The organism is Sphingobacteruim zhuxiongii (assembly GCF_009557615.1).
GTDB lineage: Bacteria > Bacteroidota > Bacteroidia > Sphingobacteriales > Sphingobacteriaceae > Sphingobacterium > Sphingobacterium zhuxiongii.
Map to the genome: position 1 here is coordinate 2,102,120 of NZ_CP045652.1, position 20,853 is coordinate 2,122,972.

19 protein-coding genes and 1 pseudogene are annotated in these 20,853 nt (G+C 37.4%); 14 read left to right on the forward strand and 6 right to left on the reverse strand.

Annotation, left to right across the window (positions count from 1 at the left end; translation table 11 throughout):
- Nucleotides 1-658 precede the first annotated feature (658 nt).
- Together GFH32_RS08965 and GFH32_RS08970 are read left to right on the forward strand one after the other, a co-directional pair.
- A complete protein-coding gene (locus GFH32_RS08965) occupies nucleotides 659-3,898 on the forward strand; it encodes a SusC/RagA family TonB-linked outer membrane protein (protein ID WP_202111218.1) in 3,240 nt (1,079 codons plus the stop codon).
- A gap of 4 nt (nucleotides 3,899-3,902) precedes the next feature.
- The gene (locus tag GFH32_RS08970; protein WP_153511306.1) at nucleotides 3,903-5,594 is read left to right on the forward strand and encodes a RagB/SusD family nutrient uptake outer membrane protein; all 1,692 of its coding nucleotides are present in this window, start codon (nucleotides 3,903-3,905) and stop codon (nucleotides 5,592-5,594) included.
- A 123-nt stretch (nucleotides 5,595-5,717) separates the two neighbouring features.
- Here GFH32_RS08970 and GFH32_RS08975 read toward each other — a convergent pair whose 3' ends face one another.
- Both GFH32_RS08975 and GFH32_RS08980 read right to left on the reverse strand, forming a co-directional pair.
- Nucleotides 5,718-6,560: a DUF6929 family protein gene (locus GFH32_RS08975; protein WP_153511307.1), complete on the reverse strand. Its 843-nt coding sequence runs from the start codon at nucleotides 6,558-6,560 to the stop codon at nucleotides 5,718-5,720.
- A 380-nt stretch (nucleotides 6,561-6,940) separates the two neighbouring features.
- Nucleotides 6,941-7,504 carry a hypothetical protein gene (locus GFH32_RS08980; RefSeq protein WP_153511308.1) on the reverse strand — a complete coding sequence of 188 codons (564 nt, stop codon included), beginning with the start codon at nucleotides 7,502-7,504 and terminating at the stop codon, nucleotides 6,941-6,943.
- Between the two features lie 280 nt (nucleotides 7,505-7,784).
- Here GFH32_RS08980 and GFH32_RS08985 point away from each other — a divergent pair, with 280 nt between their 5' ends.
- Genes GFH32_RS08985 through GFH32_RS08995 form a run of 3 tightly spaced genes read left to right on the forward strand, consistent with a single transcriptional unit; the run spans nucleotide 7,785 to nucleotide 11,718 of the window.
- Nucleotides 7,785-9,371 carry a hypothetical protein gene (locus GFH32_RS08985; protein WP_153511309.1) on the forward strand — a complete coding sequence of 529 codons (1,587 nt, stop codon included), beginning with the start codon at nucleotides 7,785-7,787 and terminating at the stop codon, nucleotides 9,369-9,371.
- Between the two features lie 9 nt (nucleotides 9,372-9,380).
- On the forward strand, nucleotides 9,381-10,604 hold the full coding sequence (locus GFH32_RS08990; RefSeq protein WP_153511310.1) for a hypothetical protein: 1,224 nt from the start codon (nucleotides 9,381-9,383) through the stop codon (nucleotides 10,602-10,604).
- Nucleotides 10,605-10,614: 10 nt separating this feature from the next.
- Entirely contained in the window at nucleotides 10,615-11,718 is a 1,104-nt protein-coding gene (locus tag GFH32_RS08995) for an LGFP repeat-containing protein (protein WP_153511311.1), read from the forward strand.
- Between the two features lie 7 nt (nucleotides 11,719-11,725).
- Here the strand turns inward: GFH32_RS08995 and GFH32_RS09000 are convergent, their stop codons facing one another.
- Nucleotides 11,726-12,361 (reverse strand): hypothetical protein, encoded by a 636-nt coding sequence (locus GFH32_RS09000; protein ID WP_153511312.1) that lies wholly within the window; start codon nucleotides 12,359-12,361, stop codon nucleotides 11,726-11,728.
- Between the two features lie 412 nt (nucleotides 12,362-12,773).
- Here GFH32_RS09000 and GFH32_RS09005 point away from each other — a divergent pair, with 412 nt between their 5' ends.
- The 9 genes and pseudogenes from GFH32_RS09005 (at nucleotide 12,774) to GFH32_RS09045 (ending at nucleotide 19,657) form a co-directional block, all read left to right on the forward strand.
- Complete coding sequence (locus GFH32_RS09005) at nucleotides 12,774-13,256, forward strand: hypothetical protein (protein ID WP_153511313.1); 483 nt, start codon at nucleotides 12,774-12,776, stop codon at nucleotides 13,254-13,256.
- Between the two features lie 273 nt (nucleotides 13,257-13,529).
- On the forward strand, nucleotides 13,530-13,883 hold the full coding sequence (locus GFH32_RS09010; protein ID WP_160366831.1) for a hypothetical protein: 354 nt from the start codon (nucleotides 13,530-13,532) through the stop codon (nucleotides 13,881-13,883).
- A gap of 340 nt (nucleotides 13,884-14,223) precedes the next feature.
- The gene (locus tag GFH32_RS09015) at nucleotides 14,224-14,970 is read left to right on the forward strand and encodes a hypothetical protein (RefSeq protein ID WP_153511315.1); all 747 of its coding nucleotides are present in this window, start codon (nucleotides 14,224-14,226) and stop codon (nucleotides 14,968-14,970) included.
- A gap of 194 nt (nucleotides 14,971-15,164) precedes the next feature.
- Nucleotides 15,165-15,650, forward strand: coding sequence for a hypothetical protein (locus tag GFH32_RS09020; protein WP_153511316.1), 486 nt, complete (start codon nucleotides 15,165-15,167; stop codon nucleotides 15,648-15,650).
- A 658-nt stretch (nucleotides 15,651-16,308) separates the two neighbouring features.
- A complete protein-coding gene (locus GFH32_RS09025; protein WP_153511317.1) occupies nucleotides 16,309-17,301 on the forward strand; it encodes a hypothetical protein in 993 nt (330 codons plus the stop codon).
- Between the two features lie 159 nt (nucleotides 17,302-17,460).
- Nucleotides 17,461-17,547, forward strand: a pseudogene (locus tag GFH32_RS18650) (polymorphic toxin type 10 domain-containing protein); the annotation flags it as partial.
- 35 nt (nucleotides 17,548-17,582) lie between these two features.
- On the forward strand, nucleotides 17,583-17,867 hold the full coding sequence (locus GFH32_RS09035; RefSeq protein WP_153511318.1) for an Imm27 family immunity protein: 285 nt from the start codon (nucleotides 17,583-17,585) through the stop codon (nucleotides 17,865-17,867).
- Nucleotides 17,868-18,275: 408 nt separating this feature from the next.
- On the forward strand, nucleotides 18,276-18,761 hold the full coding sequence (locus GFH32_RS09040; RefSeq protein ID WP_153511319.1) for a hypothetical protein: 486 nt from the start codon (nucleotides 18,276-18,278) through the stop codon (nucleotides 18,759-18,761).
- Between the two features lie 548 nt (nucleotides 18,762-19,309).
- Nucleotides 19,310-19,657 (forward strand): hypothetical protein, encoded by a 348-nt coding sequence (locus tag GFH32_RS09045; protein ID WP_153511320.1) that lies wholly within the window; start codon nucleotides 19,310-19,312, stop codon nucleotides 19,655-19,657.
- 13 nt (nucleotides 19,658-19,670) lie between these two features.
- On the opposite strand, the gene GFH32_RS09050 is transcribed toward GFH32_RS09045, so the two are convergent.
- From GFH32_RS09050 to GFH32_RS09060, 3 genes are read right to left on the reverse strand one after another with little or no spacing between them, the layout of a single operon-like run.
- Entirely contained in the window at nucleotides 19,671-20,057 is a 387-nt protein-coding gene (locus tag GFH32_RS09050; RefSeq protein WP_153511321.1) for an integrase core domain-containing protein, read from the reverse strand.
- On the reverse strand, nucleotides 20,054-20,605 hold the full coding sequence (locus GFH32_RS09055) for an IS3 family transposase (protein ID WP_153511322.1): 552 nt from the start codon (nucleotides 20,603-20,605) through the stop codon (nucleotides 20,054-20,056). The genes GFH32_RS09050 and GFH32_RS09055 overlap by 4 nt, the downstream gene beginning before the upstream one ends.
- Complete coding sequence (locus GFH32_RS09060) at nucleotides 20,551-20,832, reverse strand: transposase (protein WP_153509217.1); 282 nt, start codon at nucleotides 20,830-20,832, stop codon at nucleotides 20,551-20,553. Before GFH32_RS09060 ends, GFH32_RS09055 begins: the two co-directional genes overlap by 55 nt.
- Between the last annotated feature and the right edge of the window lie 21 nt (nucleotides 20,833-20,853).

The window sequence follows — 20,853 nt, forward strand, 5'->3', positions numbered from 1 at the left end:
TCATCATGAAATTTAGACAAAAAAATCAATAAATAAACTCTTTCATCAAAAGTAACGAACAATCCCTATGTGCTCTACGAAACAATACGATTATCCGCATGTTTTCTAATTTATATTCAAGCTTTTCCAATCACCTTCAAAATTTCAGTGCTGGTTTATAGGTAGTCGCGTCAAACAAAACTTCAAAAAACGGGTTATCTTGACTAGTTAGAATCGCATAATGCCCGAATATGGGGTCGCAATTCCCAACTAAAGTCCCATATCTTAAGAATTCAAAGATGATAGTCATTCTTAAAATATAGGCTTTGATTTTTGCTCTCCGCTACATCTTGTAGCTACATTTCAATTACTTGGTAAAATCACGTACACATATGGTAATATCGTAAATAATATTGCAAAGGATTTCAATTTACTTTATAACATTATTAAGCAATTGGAGACCTTTTATTTTGATTTGAGTATTTCAGCCTTAACTTAACTCTACCTCAATTTAGCTTAATCAGTTTGTTTTAGAAATATAGAAGCTTAATAGGCCTCTTGTAAAGAATTTTGCCCTTTCGTGCAGATGCTGTATTACAATATTGCTCTGACCTCGAATGAGTAATCTTTTGATATACAGAATATTCTTAAATAAGTTAAACCATCTAAATTATGAACTATGAAAAGTAAAGTTTTGATGCTAAAAAAATGTAAATGGATTGTATGCCAAATACCCATTTATATTAGCATGGCTACGGTGTTCACGCTTCCCAACACAACATTAGCCCTAGAGCCAAATCCTGCACGTATACATTTTGAGGGGCAGGATCAAATTACAGTTAAAGGTACCGTAGTCAACCAGCAGTCGGTTCCAATTACTGGAGCAACGGTCCGCGTAATAGACATGAATAATGTTGTGTCTACAGACGGTAATGGTCAATTTACAATCGCAGCAAAAGAAGGATCTATTCTAGAAATAACCTTCATGGGCTATAAAAAAGCGACCATCTCCGTAAAGAATAGTAATGATCTCAACATTGTGCTGATTCCCGATGATAATTCAATCAATGAGGTCGTTGTAGTCGGATATGGAACGAATAGAAAAGGAAATCTAACAGGTGCAGTCTCGAGTGTTTCTTCGGAAGCAATTGAAGGACGCTCTATTGCCAATGTAGGACAAGGATTACAGGGCCTAATTCCCAATTTGAATGTTTCTACAGGAAATGGTAGGCCGGGTTCTGGTTCTTCATTTAACCTTCGCGGATATACATCTATTAATGGCGGTGGACCATTAGTATTGGTGGATGGTGTGCAAATGGATCCCAATCAGTTAAATCCCGATGACGTGGAATCAGTAACTGTATTAAAAGATGCCGCATCGGCAGCCATATATGGTGGACGAGCAGCATACGGGGTAATATTAATCAATACTAAAGCCGGAAAATACAATGCGCCGACTAAGGTGTCCTATAATCTAAATCAGGCTTATTCAAAACCAACGGTGTTACCAGATCTAGCAAATTCGCTGGAATATGTCACCATGTACATGTTAGCGGATAATACTGGCCGATTGACAGGAGGTGCAACAGGCTCCTATGGTTATAATGATCAGGACCTTGAACACATTCGTAAGTATATGGCAAATCCAATTCCCGAAAATGCGGTATATATTGATCCAACAGACCATACACGATATCGATACTCAGGAAACACCAACTGGTTAAAGGAAATGTTTCCGGGAAATGAACCTTTAACACAACATGATTTCTCTATTTCCGGTGGTGGCGAGAAGCTGAATTATTTGGCGTCCCTAGGTGCTTTGTCGCAAAAGGGTGCCGTATCGGAAGCAAATCAAAAGTATAAGCGCTATAATGCCAATATGGTGGTGAACTTTAAAGCAGCAAGCTGGCTTGAGTTATCTACAAAAATGAGATTTAATCGTAAAACTAACGACCAGCCTGCCGAAGCTGCAAGATATGGTATCGTTGGAGATCGTATTGCTGATGATTTAAGACCTGTGATGCCAATCTACCATCCAGACGGCCATTATTCGGGACAAGGTAACAATACCAATCCATTCGCTAATCTAGAATATAACGGTCGTAACACCTTGAAGTCCGATGACCTTTGGTTGACAGGAGGATTTGTAATCAAGCCGATTAAAAACGTAAGAGTTGTCGGTGATTTGACTTGGAATGCATACCATCAAAACAATAAATCAAATGTGAAGCCTTATTATGAATATGGGGCACCAGCGATAAAAGGTGATGATATAACGGACCCTACAAAAGCTCATTTGATTGGTTTATACCCTCATAATAACCCATCCTCAGTTTATGAAGCGAATTCGCATGATAATTACAGCGCAATCAACTTGTATGCAGAGTACGAAAACACATTTGGTAAACATTATTTAAAAGGAATGGTTGGTTACAACCGTGAATATAAGGTCAATGAGTCTTTCAACGTCAGAGCGAAGAACTTATTGAATCCTGATTATCCTTATATAAAATTAAATAATGACCTAAAGCCTGATGTAGGAAGTGGGATAGGAGACTGGGCATTAATCGGACAATTTTTCCGTGTAAACTATGTATACGACGATAGATACCTATTAGAAGTAAACGGTCGCTATGATGGATCATCACGATTCGCAGCCTCCGATCGTTATGTATTTAGTCCTTCGATATCTGCTGGATGGAGACTTTCCAACGAGGCATTTATGGATTTCACTAAGCCCTTATTTAATGACATTAAGTTAAGAGCATCCTATGGTAAGTTGCCGAATCAATTGCTTGAAAATAAAGGATTGTATCCATATATAGCGACAATGCCTTACGGTACTACAGGTTACTTATTCAACGGATCGCAACAAACTTTTGTGCGCTCACCGAGCTTAGTAAGTCAAGGATTTACCTGGGAAGAGGTAACCTCTAGAAATATAGGTTTAGATATTGCCATGCTTGACAGTAAATTGAAAGGCTCGTTTGATGTATATAACCGCGATACGAAAGGGATGATTGTTGGCGGACTTGTTGTTCCATCAATTTTAGGAACCAATGTACCAGAAAGAAATGCCGCAGATCTGAGAACCAAAGGTTGGGAATTAGAACTATCATGGGCAGATAACCTTTCGAACGGACTACGATACTTTGCTTCCGTTAATGTGGGCGATAGTAAAGCTGAGATTACAAAATATGATTTAAATCCTACAGGCATTATTGGGCAGTATTATGTTGGTAGTCAGATTGGCGAAGTATGGGGTTTTACTTCAAATCGACTGTACTCAACAGATGCTGAAGCTGCGAGTGTAGACAATAGCGCAATCTGGGGTGGCAAGTGGCTCGCTGGGGATGTGAAGTATGAAGATCTAAATGGTGATGGAAAGATTAATTATGGAACAAGCACCTTCGACAATCCTGGGGATCGTAGGATTATAGGTAATAATCAAGCGCGATACAACTACGGATTCCGATTAGGTGCAGAGTTTAAAAACTTTGATCTAACGATGTTTTTCCAAGGAATAGGTAAGCGCGATGCCTTTATCGGAGGAACTTATTTCTGGGGATTCACCAGCGAATGGGCAGCCCCAACAACGGCATCTTTAGATTATTGGACGGAAGAAAATCAGGATGCCTATTTCCCAAGACCTCGATTCGGCGGTGGTGGAAATTATCAAACGCAAACCCGCTATATGCAAGACGCATCTTACCTGCGAATGAAACAATTAAGTGTAGGATATACCTTGCCGGCTTCTTTGCTGCAACGTCTGAAATTGACGAAGGTAAGGGCTTATTTCACGGCTGAAAACCCTTTCCAATGGACCAAGATGTTCGAAAGCTACGACCCAGAACAACTTGATCGTCAAGAATATCCTTTGGTTAAATCGCTAGCGTTTGGTTTACAAATTAACTTATAAGAAGATGAAAATTTTAAAGATAACACTATATACATTTGTCGCAACGCTTTTATTGCAGAGCTGCAAAGACGATGGCTTTCTAGATCGCTTTCCGAAAGATGCATTCAGCGAACCCACGTTCTTCAAGACCGAAGACGACTTATTACTCTATGCGAATGGCTTCTACGATAACTTGCCTGCAATTACTAATTACAGTGAGGACAATAACTCAGATGTCATGGTCCCAAGAAGTATCAATGACCTTTTAGCGGGTACCTATGTTATTCCAAATAATGGCGGCGGATGGGCTACAGGCGACTGGCAAGCAATCCGCCAATGCAATTATTTTCTAACTCGTTATAGTCAAGCAAATACAACCAATAAAGAAATCTATGCTGGCGAAGTCCGCTTTTTTAGAGCCTTGTTTTATTGGCAAAAAGTAGAACGCTTTGGCGATGTTCCGCTAGTGATTAAAGATTTAGATGAAACTTCTGAAGAACTATTTGGACCGCGTGTCAATAGAAACGAGGTTATGGACTTCGTACTTGAAGACCTGAAGTTTGCCGTAGAAAACCTACCAGCAAAAGGAACACAAAAAGCGGGCAGACTCAATAAAGATGTCGCGCGTGCTTTGTTATCTCGCGTCGGACTATGGGAAGGTACATTTAGAAAATACCATGCCTTAGGGAATCATACAGCCCCATTAGAGGCATCCGTTCAGGCATCCCTTGATTTGATGGCTGCCAATAGCGGCTATAAACTCTATACGACAGGAGACCCAACAAAGGATTATTATAACTTATTTATTCAACAAGATCTAAGTAACAATCCGGAAAATATTTTGAACCGTGCATATATCTTGAATATCAGCACGCAAGGATATTCACGTACGGCAACAGAAAACAACACTGGCGTGAGCAAATCCTTCGTTGAGCAATATTTATTTACAGATGGTAAACCTAAAGACTTAACGTCCTTTACCTATGATGAGAGCTCGCCCTTAAAAGAGCATCTCAATAGAGATCCTCGATATGCTCAAACTATCGCAACACCTAATTTTATATGGCAATTTAATTCATCTACATCCACACCAACGGGATTGCCAGCGATCGGAACTTCTAGAACAAGTACGGGTTATTGGTTGATTAAAGGAAGATCAAGTGATGCTGCACAATATATTGCTAACCAATCTGATATAGATGCTTTTATCTTTAGGTTTGGAGAAGTGCTGTTGAATTTTGCCGAAGCTAAATATGAATTAGATGGGACGATTTCACAGACTGATTTAGATCGAAGTATTAATCTTTTAAGAGCGCGTGTCGGCATGCCTAAACTATTAACTACTGTCGCTAACGATGTCAATGGAGTAGACTACGGTTATAGCATCGCGCCGCTATTGCGCGAAATTAGAAGAGAGCGTCAAGTCGAACTAATTGGTGAGGGTCAACGCTGGAAAGATATACTACGTTGGAAAGCAGGTAAGTTAATTGAAAGCGCTAAATCTATTTTAGGAATGAAATTAGATGCAAACTTGAAAGCTGAATATGTTAACCAAGGAAAAGACATCAATGCTATTGAAACCAACGCCGACGGTTATATCATTGTCTATCCTAGCGTATCTGGTGGAAAACGCGTGTGGAATAATAAAAACTATTATTACCCACTTCCTATTGATCAGATCACATTAGCAAAATACACGCAGAATCCAGGATGGTAATCAGATAAACTGCTAAATACCGTAAGAAAATAGGGAAGACTTAATTGCTTCCCTATTTTTATATCCTAATTTGGCCTAAGCCAGCCAATAAGCACTCTTCAAAACCATAACCTCATACAATCGCTATTGTATCGGATAATCTAACGCTAGTTTATATATAGTCGCGGTATCCCCAAGTCCATCATTATCTTCACACAGCAGAAATGAAAGACGATCTGGATGCAGCTGATAAACAGAAATACCCTCGAACTTTTGATCCTTCGAGATTAGGGTCGTAAATACAATTTTTAAGGTCTTTAAATCGATAATACCGAATAGTGTTCCCCCAATTTTCCCATCCTCATAAGTGGATTTTCCTTCTTCTGCGGTAGCGATAAAGAACAACGTATCGTCAAGCAGGGTGGCACCAGAGAAACCAAAAGGCAATCCATTAACTTGTGGTAGCGCAATATCAACCGCAGATATAACGGCAGAATCTGGCTTATTAATATCGCTAATCGTAAACAAAACATTGCGACCAGCAGGGCCATTCCCACGGTTTAGAAACAAGCAATGATCGCCATAAGAGGCTGCAGCCTCCAAATTAAAGTCCAATTCATCGATCTGTGCGGTCGCACGCAGCCGTTGATACAAATCGCTTAACGAAAGCTTGTCGACTTGCTGATTCTGGGGTGAAAAAGAAAAACCTAATTCACGTAGGGGAGTGGATCCCGATCCAAAAACATAGAAGCGACCATCTTGATAAAGCATGGCTTCAAGATCCAGCTTCTTAGGCTTCTCTATCTGTTCCATAGGCGAATGCTCCTGCAAAACATATTTATGGAGCTTTGTACTTGCCATCTCATAATGATACAAATAATTGCTATGATCAGATAGGAGATAAATTTGTCCATCCTGATATTCTATACCGGAGGCGGCGCTAATTCCAATAATATCGCAGAATGTCGCTAAAGTAAATTCGCTCATTGAATTGCTTATAATTGTACACTGCAATTTAAGCTATTCAATACAATTCAGGGCAATTAGCGACGATCTGTTGAATGTAAATAGCGAATAAAATCATTTCTAATGCCGAAAGATTAGATGGCTTGAGTCTGTAAATAAGCAATCTGTCGTAGGTATTTCCGAAGGCAAGAGTTAAAGAATTCCTTAGAATATAATCTATTTCTTGTAGGATATACTCCCTCTATAAGACGAACCAGATGAGCCGTTGTAATCAAATACCTGCGGATAATCCCCATTATGAAAGTAGTCGGTGTAAATAAAGTTCACACTTTGATTATCTGAACTGGAGTTTTTAATAATCAGGCTATTACTATATGCGAATTCCGATATAGATAGAATACTTAGATATGTAGATGCCCAACTGGGAGTGGTAAGATTCGAAAAAATTCCTTTCTGATTCGAGTAGTTAAACGTTTTGTGGTTTCTGACTTGTCAACGGACTCAATGCTCAGTAGATTACTATTATTATCGTAAGTGTAATTTTTTAAGATCTTTCCGTTGATATCTTGCAGTTGTATCAGTTGACTGCTATTATTGAGAATAAGAATTCGCTTGTCGCTCGATTGCCCAGAAGACATTGTCACTTCAATTTTATTATTTCCATGATAAGTAAAATGAAACGAAGATGTCGTAATGGTGGTACTTAAATCAGATTGCTGTACCTCAGTTAATTTGTTGTCAGAATTATAAATGAATTTTAGGCGATAAAAGGAATTGGACTCTCCAGTTCTTATTCGATTCACTTCAGATAAGAAAGTTTTATTAGTATAAGTAAAGTGACTCTCTGTTCCAAGAAAGGTTATTTTTTCTGGTAGAATAACAGAAATCTCGTCCGTTTGGTCTTTCTTGCAAGCTAGCACAAACACCAAGGTAATCAATAATAAAAAGTAATTAATGCATTTCATAATACGAATGTTTGGTTAGTTATTTTAAATATATATTAAATAATTAAATGATGGGGAGCTATAGCCCTATTTTTTTGTAATTGTTTCTTCGAGTCCCATCTCTTATATTTTTGTAGAATATAAAACACGTTCTCTTTTGTATCAACAACAAGCATTTCCCTCGGTCAAATTCCGCATTCAATAATTGATAATCATAATTCATCATCTTGTTTTTCAGCGCTTTGCAATATTGTGCATTTTTAATAGCACAAATATTAAATAACCATAAAACTTTAAGATCATGAACAACGATGTATTTAAAATTATGGAAGATCTGAAATGGAAGGCTGTTGGTGTTGACCCTAGTACAGGTCAGACGCCCAACAATCAGTTTGTATCCTTTCTACCGATTGGGCTCCCTATACCAGAAGAGGACTTCAAAAATCCATGGACACCAACGCAGTCCAATCTAACTGAAGCCGTTAAATCAGCAAAAGCAAACCAGGCTGGCACTAGTGATGCCAGCGATCCGGCGAATACCCCCGCCGCGTCGGCATCCGCAGCTATAGAAAATGTACTGTTAACAGCAGGATCCATAGGCCAATCCATGAATGCCTACCTCCAAACATTTTCATTAACGGATACAAAAATCTCTATCGATGAAACCTATCGCAGTTGGCCGAATGCAGCTAAAGTAAACGACACTTGGTACGCGATCATCAATGGAGCAAACGGATTAGCGTCCGGACTTGAGGCAAACGAAGATATCAAAGCGGCCTTATTACGCGCAGAGAAGTTAATGGTCGATGAAGAAGGAAACGATACCCCGAAATTTGCAAAATACAATCAATATCGCGACGAATATTACGATGCCGTGCGAGAGCGGGATCGCCAGTATGCCAACGCACTGAGCGATGCTTTAAAGTTTAACCTCTGGCCCATGCAAGGCAAAATCTATCAAGACGATGTCGAGTATGCTTGGGATAAATGGCAATCCCGAGGTGCCAAGCAAGAAATTGAAGAAGCAATGGCCCTCTTATCGGCGCAGGGGATTGATCCTGCTATACTTATGATACGTCGCGCAAAGATGAAATATGAAAATAGCCTAATCGCCATGCCAGGCATTGGCAATATCCCGTACACGTTTATTACACCAGGTAAATGGTACTCCGCCAACGGACCCGGATGGAACACCTATAGCCAAACGGATTATCATTCTGAGAAAACATTTGATACCGTTTCCACAAAGAAAGAAATGTCCGCAAAAATTAGCTCCGGATTTAAACTTTTTGGAAAGCTAGACGCTTCTGTAAACCATTCCTCAAAGCATACTGAGAAACATGTCAGCTCGAGCTTCGAAGGCCTCACCATTACCTGCTCTTATTGTATTGCCAACATCAACAGACCTTGGATGGATAGCACCCTAATGAATATCGGCAACTGGTTTCTTATGGGCAATTACGCGGAAGGATGCATTTCAACCGGAAAAGTAGATCAGGAATTCCACCCAGATGATCCCAAACAGTTTGTCTTGCTGCCTTCGGTGGTGACCAGCATGATTTTAATTAAAGATGTAGTTATTGCTTGGAGTAGTGCTTCATTTGATTCCAACGAAATTACCGATACCGTGAAAAATGGCGGCGCAGTCGGATTTGGGAATCTATTTGTATCGGGCAGTGGATCTGCAAGTTATAGAAAAGATCAGTATCATCAGGATCAGACATTCGACCAGAATACCCGACAGCTACGCGTCGATGGCGTACAGTTAATTGGTTTTGTATCTTCCATTATGCCATTTGCTCCGAAACTGAATGGCGCAAATTACACCCAGAAGAAAAAGGAAGAGCCGAAAAAAGAAGAACCTGTAAAAGAAGAAGAGAACAAATAATTGGCTGATATGGACTTTCAAGAAAAACTACGGGAATTTTTTCTGAACCAATTTAAGGATGGAATGGACCAAAGCAAATTCTTTATCGCCTTTGAACCGATTGGCTGTATGATTGATGAGCTTGATCCCGCGGATCCGCAAAGTAAAACCAAAGCTAACGAGCAATTGTCCATTCTGGCAGAACGCCTCCCGGCTATACAAGAAAGTATGAGTTTTGGGACTTCCAGATTTACAGATTTATTAGAAACCCTAGTTTACGGAAGTGCATTTCGTGAAGACCTCTTTGAGGAGTCTGAAAAAGGCGATTATAAAAAGATCTTTAATCGCGCAAAAGCCGAAGCGCTGGCAAAATTGGAACAGGGAAAAAGAGCCTCCGTCGTCACAGCGACAGGCTCTTACTTTCTTGTTACCGGGCAACCAGAAGCGTGGTATAATAAAAACGCAGCAATTTGGACGTCCAAATCGTTCTCCCAAAAGTTTACAGAACAATCGGCATCAGAAGAGAAACCTATGAGACTCGATCTTCAATGGAAGAGGATCGATCAATCTCGAATAACTAGTCCATTGCAAAATAAATTCGAAGGCTTGATTAAACATCGTTTAGTTAGTGATAAACCAATTGTAAAGGAATTCCAAGTAAAATTCCCTTTGCAACGAAGCAATAGCAACTTCCAACAAATGAAGCTGCAGCATGTCCGTAGCAATCGAATCAATATGCCGGTTGAACCAACCCAGCGAATGGATCTTAAGCTACAGCATTTGCCGCCAATCTTGTCCAAACGGATTGAACTAATCCACATGCTAAAGAAGGATGATCTACTCGTACAACAACCTTCACAGGCGGATGGTTTCGAACTGTCATTTGACTACTGTTTGGTCAATCTACAGCGAGATTGGTTCGATCGATCACTGCTTCATTATGCTAAACTTTGGTATGCGAAAGCCCTTGAAAAAGACTTCTTCTCCAATGGAATGAAGGATAACACTAACAGGGGTGAACTGAAATGTATCACGACCGCGATGATTTTGGTTAAGAATCTCAAGATTGTCGCCAAATGGAGCCAACAAGATAAAGTGAATGCGGGCGACAGCATCAGCTTAGGATTTTTCAATGTCGCAGACAGTGAAATAAACAGTAAAAACGAATTAATAAACCCTGGGATTCAGGCCTTAGGTTGGATATGTGAGGTATTTCCGGCATTGCCTATCGTTAGTGATCCCAAACTAACGTAAGAAACTTATTATGGAAAATTTTAGAACAAAGATCGCGGAACTCGCCAGTCGAGGCTTCGATACTGGCGCCATACTCAATGAGCAAGACTTGCCGGCCAGCGGCGTAGCTATTTGTCAAAATTGCGTGTTGTATGCTTGTCCAGATAACTTAATTTTCGAAGTACATGGAAATATATTGATGAAATATCAGGAAGCAGGTGAAACAAACTCGAGCTTGGGATATCCCCGTTCGGATGAGATGGACGATCCAGAATTTTCAGGCGGAAAAGTTAGCTACTTTGAATACGGAAAAATACGCTGGCAATATCCCAACGGGAGCCAGATTGAAATGTATGAATATGTCGATTTAGATAGCTTTGAACAGCAACAAGCACCATTGCGCGAGAAGCTCCAAGAGATAGCGAATTATGCGTTCGAAGCGCTTTCTGAATCGCAGCATTCCATAGAACAGCGAATTACGAAGGGGAATAAGGAGTCTTGGTGTGGCAAGGCAGTTGGATATTTCTATGCCCGCGCAGGTGCGCCAACAAAAACGACAAGCCAATTTATGAATACCAGTAATATCGCATTATTTGGATCCTATGGCACCACGACTTTCGATCAATCCGGAGAGTTACGTAGCGACTACCGCGAGAATACGACTTTAAAAGAGCAGCATGTTGCGCAAGATGCCGCCAGGAAGATGATTACCTTCGAAGACATAGAGGCCGAATACGACTTGGATATCCTCCCAGGAGATATCGTGCTCGTTGATAATACAGGAAAGGGTGGTGCCGATCACATTCAGATTGTCTATAAATATAATCGCGAAAATCGCATGCTAACGGTGATTGATGGCAATGGAAGCGGTTTTGCATTAGCCTCCCTTGGAATTCCAAATAATGATGCCGAACTCCGTAAACTTTCTCCCGACGGTATCCCCGTTGCAGATAAAAAACAGTGGATAGAAGATGATCTCGGTATTTCCTTAATCTATCAAGGCGATGTAGGTGGACACGTCAGTATCTCATGCCATATTCTAAAACCTGAATTTCAAATCACGCATAAAGATAATGCCCTAAAACACAAACGTGTATGGGCAATAGTTAGACCATCAATATTGGATTTAAATTAAACCGAATTTACAATCCCTTTTGCTTTTCCTGATAGCGAAGATTATAGTCCTTGACCAATTGATTTAAAGCATTTTGGTTGGATTTCGTATTGAAATCATGTTCCAGGGCTTTGATTGCGATTTCATCATCCGCAAATAAGGCTTTTACATGGGCTAATCGATCGGCGAATTCGGGGTTAAACAATCCATCCGGATTGTAGTAATAGACGGTGTCGACGCCCTCTTTATAGATGTTGTAAATTCGAAATTTCGAAATCTCGGATTGTCCACTCGATGCGGAAAACATCAAGTCATTTTCAGGAATAAGATGCATAGGACCTGCATCTTCTAAACAGAAGAAACGCGGCTTCTTGCGTTTCTTATTTGTCTCGTGGTAAGAGAGAATATAACGACGATTTTTCACCAAATCATGCGCAGAAATGATATCGTTACTTTTTACCATAATCGGCCTTTTTTCTCCCTCGCGACGGACCTGCAAAAAGTTCTCTGAAGTCGAAAGGATTTCACAGTATACGGTGTCATTGGAATTCGTCACGTAAAAACCTTGATGTGCTTGTGCGGATACCATCTTCGTTAATGATAGCATAGTAAGAAGGAGTACGATTGTCAAACTACGAGACCAATTCTGTTTTGTAAAATGCATATGAAACTGTTAGTGTAATCAAAAATAATTAATGAAGGTTAATTTGTGTCTATATTTTTTTAAATAATTTTTCCACCTTCGATTGGGTACTTAGCTACTTTGGCTCCTCAATTGCATGCATTTATAATGATAGTTTTAGGGATGGTATTCGATATAAAACAAATCAAAATGTTTACGTTATATTTGGGAATAGTGATTGAATGAGAAAATACTTTAAGGTTTAGGTTAATTCCTTCGTCATTCAAGTTTTTCCTTCTAGCTATTAATGTGCAGATTTTGAAAAAGGAAACGAAGACTAAACAATTCGTTTCATCGATTCTTAGCATATTATTTAATTTGGATAGCGATGCCGCATTTATTTGAGCAAACTAGGAGGATGTTAAAAAGAGTTTTAAACCGAACTATATCAGTGATGAATTTAAAGTGTATTCAACTGATTTTCTTGCTTTCCCTTTCTATATTCTATGCATGCGATTATCAACACATAGGGGGTCCAGGACCGGAGAACTCATTTTTTCTGCGTTCGGAAAAACACGAGATTAGGGATACGTTACTGAAAAGAGAGATCTTAATTGACTCCATAATCGTTGACTACGATGGAGTTTCTAAGCTTAGTTTACAAGTCGTCAATCATCAGGATCGTATCGGACAAGTAGAGTATCATAAGTTAGTTACGGTATGGAAGAACGGATATTCGAATTTATATGCCTGCGAAAATGAAGGCGTTCAGGACGTTTCAGGAAAGTACACGCTAAATTATAACCTTTATGCTCATGAAAAAGAGGATCAAATTTTCGTGGTTTTGAAAGAGAATCCTTTGGAATTATTTCCGCTTCCTGCAATATCAAATGCTCGGTATCTAGATAAACGAGCATCACTCAATCGTCTACGATAAAGGACTAAGGTACGAAGCAAGTCTAAATCAAGCCATTAGGATCTATATCAATACCAATTCCATTTAAGTAAAGGAATTAAGGATAAGTTGACTGAATTTTAGCTATTACTTTCTTATAATAACATGTTTTATCGGTTTCATCGATTTCTATAATGTCGACATCATTTGCTTTTAGCAATTGAATTTTATCGATCGATTTTGCCATATATGCGCTGGGTATATAATAGTATAATTTGTTTTTGATAAAGCCGCTTCTTTTATAATATTTGCTGCGTGCACGATAGCTTAAATGTTTTTGAACTGGCTCTTCTTTTTGCGTTGGCAGAGAATTGTCCAAATCTTTATAGTCATCTAGATAAATTGAGTGTTATTGAGAGAGAATGTACTGGGGTAGGGCAGTATATTTTTTTAAACTATAATAATGATTCTGACCTTTTGATGATTTCTGAAGATATTTTGTCTATTGATAAATTGATAGAAATAAGGGATCTCGAGTTAATTTTAGGTTTTGTAGGGAATGTTAATGAAGGTAAATTGAGTAATATCGAGATATTTGTAAATGGATCTGATGACTGGAATTGTGATTATACTGGTTTTGGTTTAAGAGAAATAAGATTGTCTCCGTAAGAGTTCAATATTTCGGTACAATAAATCTTTCAGATCTTATACTGACTTCTTTCTTAAATCTATTCAATAGATTGGTTTTTGATTACCGTGTTGCTAAATTGAAAATTTTTGCTTCAATTTCCGTCACTGGCGCCAAGCCCCGAAACGTTGTTTGCAATCCACTTCGCTTCATACTAGCAATTGCCAGGGGTCTTACTTCGTTTTTATCAAGTCGCACGCTGCACGAATTGCTTACTATAAAGGACTTTGCTAAATACCTCCATTTTCCTATCTTCGATTCAGCTCTGCGACTTCGCAAAGTAGCTGGGATATATTGAATTAATTTAAGCAAACATTCCAAATGACAAAAGCATTCTTGACGCTCTTTTTAACTTTTAGTTTGACAATTTTATATGGACAAACTTTTAATGAAAGATATGGACAGCCAATTGTTGTTCTAGTGGAAACAGACCCTTGGCTTATGGTTATTGGTTCAGATGTTCCAACTTTTGCCTTATATGAAAATGGACAAATTATTTACAAGAAAATAGTTAACAAAGAATGGAAATATTTTGAAGTCTCAAATGACAGAGAAACAACACAAAAAATCGTAAAGTCATTTGGAATTACTGATAGTCTAATGAAACAGAAAGATTTTATTGAGGCTTCAAGTTGGACTGACCAACCGACAAACGTTATGATTTTAAACTTTGATACGGTAAGACAAATAAGTGTCTATGGTAGCATTCGTGAAACTAAAACCGAAGCAAGAGCAAAAGTGCCAAAAGATTTCTTAACTGTATTTGACAACTTAATTAAATTTGAATCTGACAAAGCCAAAGAGTGGTTACCAGACACAATTGAGGTTTTGGCTACAATGTACAATCATTCACCTGAAAAACCTTTAAAGTGGAATGAGGAATGGAATGACATAAAAAGTAGTTCAACAGTTAAAAGGAGTGATGGCTTATTCAGTATTTACTTAGACAAGAAATATTTTGATGACTTTGTCAAACTTCTAAAAAATATAAAGGAAAAACAAGCAGTAGAAATTAATGGAGAAAAATACTCATTGACATACAGATTACCTTTTCCAAATTTACAATGAAATACAAGCCGCACACAACATTAGTTTGGCAAAATGCGGGGTTAAGTTCAGAGATGTACATCTCGCTTGTTCAGCAGCTCTATTTGATGAAGACGCAAACTGTTTGTTGTAATTATAGATAACGACATTAAATAAAACGACATAACAAATGGAACTACCGAAAGACAGAATAATTAATGCATTAGAAATATACCATGTATAGAAAGATTGTCAAGTTGATGATAAGTGCCTTCCTGTTCAGTGCTTTTATTGGATGTGATTATTTTGCAGCAGGCAGCAATTTAATGGCAGAAAGGTATGAATATGAGGTTTCAATAGATTCATTAATTCAAAAAATTAATACATTTAATATTTTAAATGGAGTTAAGTTAGAAGAGTCTGCTTTTAAAATAGATAAGAATAGTCCTTATTTTCACCAAGGTACAATTTATGATCATAGTACAGATGAATCTTACCTTGTTCTCATCCCGACACCGATCGAATCTCCGACTGAGTTATTGTTAGTTTCTCTTAAAGACAATAAGAGTGGTAAAATTGTGGGTGTAAATCAGGAACCGTCAAATAATCAGGAGATTATTGATAGAGGAGCTGTGATAAGAAAATTTGAAGATCGAATACTTGATAAACTGGGCTTAGAGTATCATCATACTGGAAATGCAATGAATAAAAAATATGATTAAATCATAATTTTTGTCGAAAATAGACGCTATTACTTAAGAATATAATTCTAAAAGTTCAATCTTTATCGGTTTCGGCGATCTAGAACCTTAGTTGAGCCAGTGTTCTTGAGCTTTGTTGATCTTGAGAAGATATTAATGAAGACGAATACATGGGACTATTACCAGTATATGGTAAATGCAGCGTAGGGAAAATCTTTGTTTGGTTTAGTTGTGAGAATAAATGGAGGCTCAACTTTATCAACGTTTCATAATTAAGCTGACACACAGCTTGGTTAAAGATTACTGTTAGGGTCAATTAGAAAACATTCATGCTGTAATAATCGATTGTGGTGCTGTTACTCTTTCTTTTGGAGATTGGATTGATCATGAAAGAGCGATAGGGAGTTATATGTACTTTATAATATCGCGATTTGATATATTCCAACTTTAAAATCACAAACCGGCAAGTCCAGGCTTTTTTTTAAAAGCTTGTTTAGTCATAAAATTTTGGATGCAGGTATCAATGACAATGAACATAATGCTTTTGGTATCGGCATCCATTTTTTATATTGTTGATGCGTTGTACCTTTTTTGTCGTAGCTATCATCAGCTAAATGAGCTTATTCAAAAAGTGATAGACCAATCTCGAAATAGTATAATTCAATTTTATTGATTCGTAATGAAAATATACTTAATGTTTTATGTTCTTAATGCGTGCATTATACTGAGTCTCAGTTCTTGTAAAAGTGAAGAAACGGGATATTCTGGTGAAGATTTGCAAGGAGTTTGGGCTATCGAAATGGATAAAGAAAATATTCTACGAAAGGTGTCGAGGACTGATCACAGATTATATTCCAAAAGGTATTTTTATGACCAAACATCCAATGCAATACGAGGTTTTCGCTTTTATGGAGATTCTTGTGACTACAAAGGCGGTTTTTTTGATAATACGAATATAGATAACGGTTTGCCCTTGCCGCTTGGTTCCAACACTGTCTACCGTATAGTAGGAGATACACTCAAGATATGGGATCTGGGCGAGTCGGAGTGGAAAAAAACCTTAATTAATCGTCTGACCCATGATACTTTAGTCCTTAGGGCAGTGGGGGACGATCGTTTGTTTAAATACCGTAAAATTAAGAAGAACTCTCAAACAATCGAAAATTTTGATGAAATTATCCTCGCCACTATCTCGCCAGATTATCTTTCGGACGAATTTTATTATTTAGATAAACAAGGAGCTTATATTTATCAGAAGTTTGATCTGAGAGGATTGGATACACTTCGATATCCTATGTACCGATATAGGCTAAAATCAAGTCAGTTAGAAACTATTAGAAGAAATTTTGATTATGTTGATTTAGATTCGTTGAAAGAGGAGTATATTTCTTTCCATTCAGGAGATAGGACTTACTTTTTTTTGTTTTTCATCAAGAATGGTAAAATAACAAAAGTGATCAAGGATGATAGTGGTGTATCGCCAGATGAATTGCAATGGGGGTATGTCCCACTGATGTACTTAAGGAGGCAAGTAAACATGGATTATATTACTGATATTAAAGATTGCACTGCATGTATAAAATTAAAAGGGCAGGCACCTGAAATAATGAAAGAGCTAAAGTTACGGTTGGATTGGGACTGGGAAGAGATTAAAAACATCAAAATAAAGTAATAATATTAATCCCTACGATTATGGTGCGAGGTTCTACGATGCGATTGTAGGGAGATGGAACAATTGGAAAAAAGAAAACTCTGAACAACGGAAACACCGTAATTAAAGCGGAAAATAGCAGAACAAACAGAAATAATCTAAAAAAGTTCAAGTGGTCTCTCATCACCAATAAATCGAGGCAATCCAGGGTTTGTAGGATTTGGCTTAACAGCCGGAGGAGCAAGAGAATTTACAATACCTAATTAACAAATACCTTCTAACGCAATTAAAGCAAAAGTAAAATGACAGAGTTAGACAAGAAGGAAACTTTATTAAAAGGGACGCTAATTAATCTCTTAAATTCAATTGAGTATGATGATGTGAGCAACCGAATATTTTTCCTTGTGGAAAATTATTTAATAGAAATAAATGTTGATTCTAGTGGTTGGAATAGATTGTATAAAGATCCAAGAGATGGGAGGTATTGGGAACTTTTTTTTTCTAATAGTGAATTGCAAGGTGGTGGTGCCCCGACTTTAAGATATTTGATAAAAGAAGAGGCTATAATGAAATATAATTTAATTTAGATTTGGTAGTTTACTAATTAGAATTTAGAAACATATAAATATAAAAGATCAACGCATAGTAGAATACCTGAAGAACCCATTGTTTTGGAAGCTTTGGTTTGGGTGTATTTATTCGAAGACGGTGGCTTTAAACTATTGGGGACAGAATGGGGCTGGATTTATTAAAATAAACAATTCGAGTTTATTGGTCCAGATTAAAGGAGATATAGGTTAATTGCCTTGATATATTTCATTGATTGAGTTTTAGGGAGATAATATACTGGCGCGTCGGATAAATTCTCAAGAAGTGTTTTTACGCAGTCGATTGGCTTTCGGGGAAACATATATATACAAGATAGTTTAGGTAGAAAAATTTTCAGCCTCAATATATGATCAAAGAAAAGAAGAATTAAAAATTAGAAATATACCATGTATAGAAAGATTGTCAAGTTGATGATCAGTGCCTTCCTGTTCAGTGCTTTTATTGGATGTGATTATTTTGCAGCAGGCAGCAATTTAATGGCAGAAAGGTATGAATATGAAGTTTCAAAAGATTCATTAATGCAAAAAATTAATACATTCAATATTTTAAATGGTGTGAAGTTAGAGGGACATACTTTTAAAATAAGTAAGAATAACCCCAATTTTTACAGAGGTACAATATATGACCATGGTACAGATGAATCTTATATTGTTCTCATCCCGAAACCGATTGAACCTCCGACTAGTTTATTATTAGTTTCTCTTATAGATAATAAAAGTGGTAAAATTATCATCGTAAATCAAAAGCCATCTAATAATCAGGAGATTATTGATAGAGGCGTTGTGATAAGAAAATTTGAAGATCGAATACTTGATAAACTGGGCTTAGAGTATCATCATACTGGAAATGCAATGAATAAAAAATATGAATAAATCATAATTTTTGTCGAAAATAGAAGCTATTACTTAAGAATATAATTCTGAAGGTTCAGTCTTTATCGTTTTCGGCGAGCTAGCACCTTAGTTGGGCCAATGTTCTTGAGCTTTGCTGAACTTGAGAAGATACTAATGGAGACGAATACAAGGGGCTATTACCAGTATATGGGGGGAAATCTTTGTTTGGTTTAGTTGTGATGAAAAATGGAAGCTCAATTATACCAATGTTTCACAATTAAAATGACACACAGATTGATTAAAAAATACTGTTATGGTCAATTAGAAAACATTCATGCTGTAATAATCGATTGTGGTGCTGTTACTCTTTCTTTTGGAGTTCGGATTGTTGATTAAAGAACTATTTTTTTATCACGTAAGATGAAATGGAAACTTAAATCAAACAGCCTGACCGAAAGCTTGAACCTTTTAATGAACATTAGAAATAAATTGTTGCTTTGAACTCCGAAACCCGCACGAACGAAATGCCCCAAAACGTTAGCGGTCAGCTTAACCAACGACATCGCAAAAATTAACAGACAACGAATTTGAAAAATAAAGGACTTCTACTAACAATAATCATTTTCTTTCTGATAGTAAACACAACGTACTATTGGGAAGGAAAACTTGGATTTTTTGCATTTCCTGCATTCTTAATTTTGGTCATTATTTTTTTAGGACTCGGAGTTGCACTGACAAGGCAAATCTATTTTTTAATCAAAGAAAAATTTACCGACAAAAAGCGAATAATAATTATTGGGCTTTTAACACTTGTGCTGTTACTGACTTTTAAAAAACCGTTTGGACTTATAGACTTTGACAAGCTTGAAGGCGGCAATGTTTTAATAGCAAAAAGAGAGGGTTCTGCGAATTGTATGACTGGAATTGCAACTTAAAAGTGGAGACTTTTTATGCCACTAATAAACTAGTTGATTTATAAAATTTTTCCATTTCATTTGGTGTTTTATTACCTAATCCAGAATGGATTCTTTTTTGATGGTAAAATCCTTCGATGTATCTAAAGATTTCTAATCTCGCAGCTTCCCTGTTTGCAAATTTTCTGTGATAAACTAATTCACATTTTAGTGTTTTGAAGAAGCTTTCCGCGACTGCGTTATCCCAACAATTACCTTTCCTGCTCATACTTTGGATAATTTCATTTTTTCCTAAGAAAGACTTAAACTCGTTGCATGCATATTGAGCACCTCTATCTGAGTGGAAAATCAGACCCTGTTTTACATTCCTTTGTGCAATAGCCATTTTAAGTGCTTTTAAAGTTGTATGCTCTGCCGTCATGTCATTCTGAACGACCAACCTATGATTTTTCTATCGGCAAGGTCGATAACAGTAGTAAGATACAGCCATCCTGATCCAGTCTTGATGTAGGTAATATCACCAACCCATTTTTGCGATAGGCCATCTGTAAAGAAATTTCTTCCAAGGAGATTCTCAGCAAGTTGAAAACTGTGTTTGGAATCTGTCGTTATCTTAAATTTCTTCCGAATCTTGCTTCTTAGATTCAATTTTCTCATCAATCTGGCGACATAAGAACGTGATATTTTATGATTTTTCTTATTCAGTTCTAAAGTAATTCGAGGACTGCCGTATATTTGGTCACTGTCCTGATGTTCTTGTTTTACCAGTATAGATAATTCCTCTGTTCTCTTATCTCTGTTGCTTTTTGGTCTAGAAATCCATTTGTAAAACGAACTACTGCTTGTATTTATAATCTTGCACATCTTTTCAACTGCGAATAGGTTCATATGCGATTTTATGAACTCATATTTTCTCAGTCGCCCTTGGAAAAGATGGCTACCGCCTTTTTTAAGATTACGTTTTCTAATTCTGCTTCCTTTAAACGCTTTTTTAACTCCCTAATCTCTTGCTCCTCTGGAGTTAATTTATCATTCTTTGGTAATAGTGTACCTCCATTATATCTAGGATCTACACGCCATTTACTTAATCTACTTGCATCTAGATCCAACTCTTTTGCTGCTTCCAAAACCGAGCCCTTTAGAGAGGACAACTCTACTGCCATTTTTTTAAATGACTCATCAAATATTCTTGCCATGTCTTAACAAATTTAATTCTA

Bases quoted from the DNA above. Each gene is read 5' to 3' on its own strand.
- GFH32_RS09025 (WP_153511317.1), top strand. From the start codon at position 16,309: ATGAAAATATACTTAATGTTTTATGTTCTTAATGCGTGCATTATACTG.
- GFH32_RS09040 (WP_153511319.1), top strand. From the start codon at position 18,276: ATGTATAGAAAGATTGTCAAGTTGATGATCAGTGCCTTCCTGTTCAGT.
- GFH32_RS08995 (WP_153511311.1), top strand. From the start codon at position 10,615: ATGGAAAATTTTAGAACAAAGATCGCGGAACTCGCCAGTCGAGGCTTC.
- GFH32_RS08970 (WP_153511306.1), top strand. From the start codon at position 3,903: ATGAAAATTTTAAAGATAACACTATATACATTTGTCGCAACGCTTTTA.
- GFH32_RS09015 (WP_153511315.1), top strand. From the start codon at position 14,224: ATGACAAAAGCATTCTTGACGCTCTTTTTAACTTTTAGTTTGACAATT.
- GFH32_RS08975 (WP_153511307.1), bottom strand. From the start codon at position 6,560: ATGAGCGAATTTACTTTAGCGACATTCTGCGATATTATTGGAATTAGC.
- GFH32_RS09035 (WP_153511318.1), top strand. From the start codon at position 17,583: ATGACAGAGTTAGACAAGAAGGAAACTTTATTAAAAGGGACGCTAATT.
- GFH32_RS09060 (WP_153509217.1), bottom strand. From the start codon at position 20,832: ATGGCAAGAATATTTGATGAGTCATTTAAAAAAATGGCAGTAGAGTTG.
- GFH32_RS08980 (WP_153511308.1), bottom strand. From the start codon at position 7,504: ATGAAATGCATTAATTACTTTTTATTATTGATTACCTTGGTGTTTGTG.
- GFH32_RS09000 (WP_153511312.1), bottom strand. From the start codon at position 12,361: ATGCATTTTACAAAACAGAATTGGTCTCGTAGTTTGACAATCGTACTC.
- GFH32_RS09005 (WP_153511313.1), top strand. From the start codon at position 12,774: ATGAATTTAAAGTGTATTCAACTGATTTTCTTGCTTTCCCTTTCTATA.
- GFH32_RS08985 (WP_153511309.1), top strand. From the start codon at position 7,785: ATGAACAACGATGTATTTAAAATTATGGAAGATCTGAAATGGAAGGCT.
- GFH32_RS09050 (WP_153511321.1), bottom strand. From the start codon at position 20,057: ATGACGGCAGAGCATACAACTTTAAAAGCACTTAAAATGGCTATTGCA.
- GFH32_RS08965 (WP_202111218.1), top strand. From the start codon at position 659: ATGAAAAGTAAAGTTTTGATGCTAAAAAAATGTAAATGGATTGTATGC.
- GFH32_RS09020 (WP_153511316.1), top strand. From the start codon at position 15,165: ATGTATAGAAAGATTGTCAAGTTGATGATAAGTGCCTTCCTGTTCAGT.
- GFH32_RS08990 (WP_153511310.1), top strand. From the start codon at position 9,381: ATGGACTTTCAAGAAAAACTACGGGAATTTTTTCTGAACCAATTTAAG.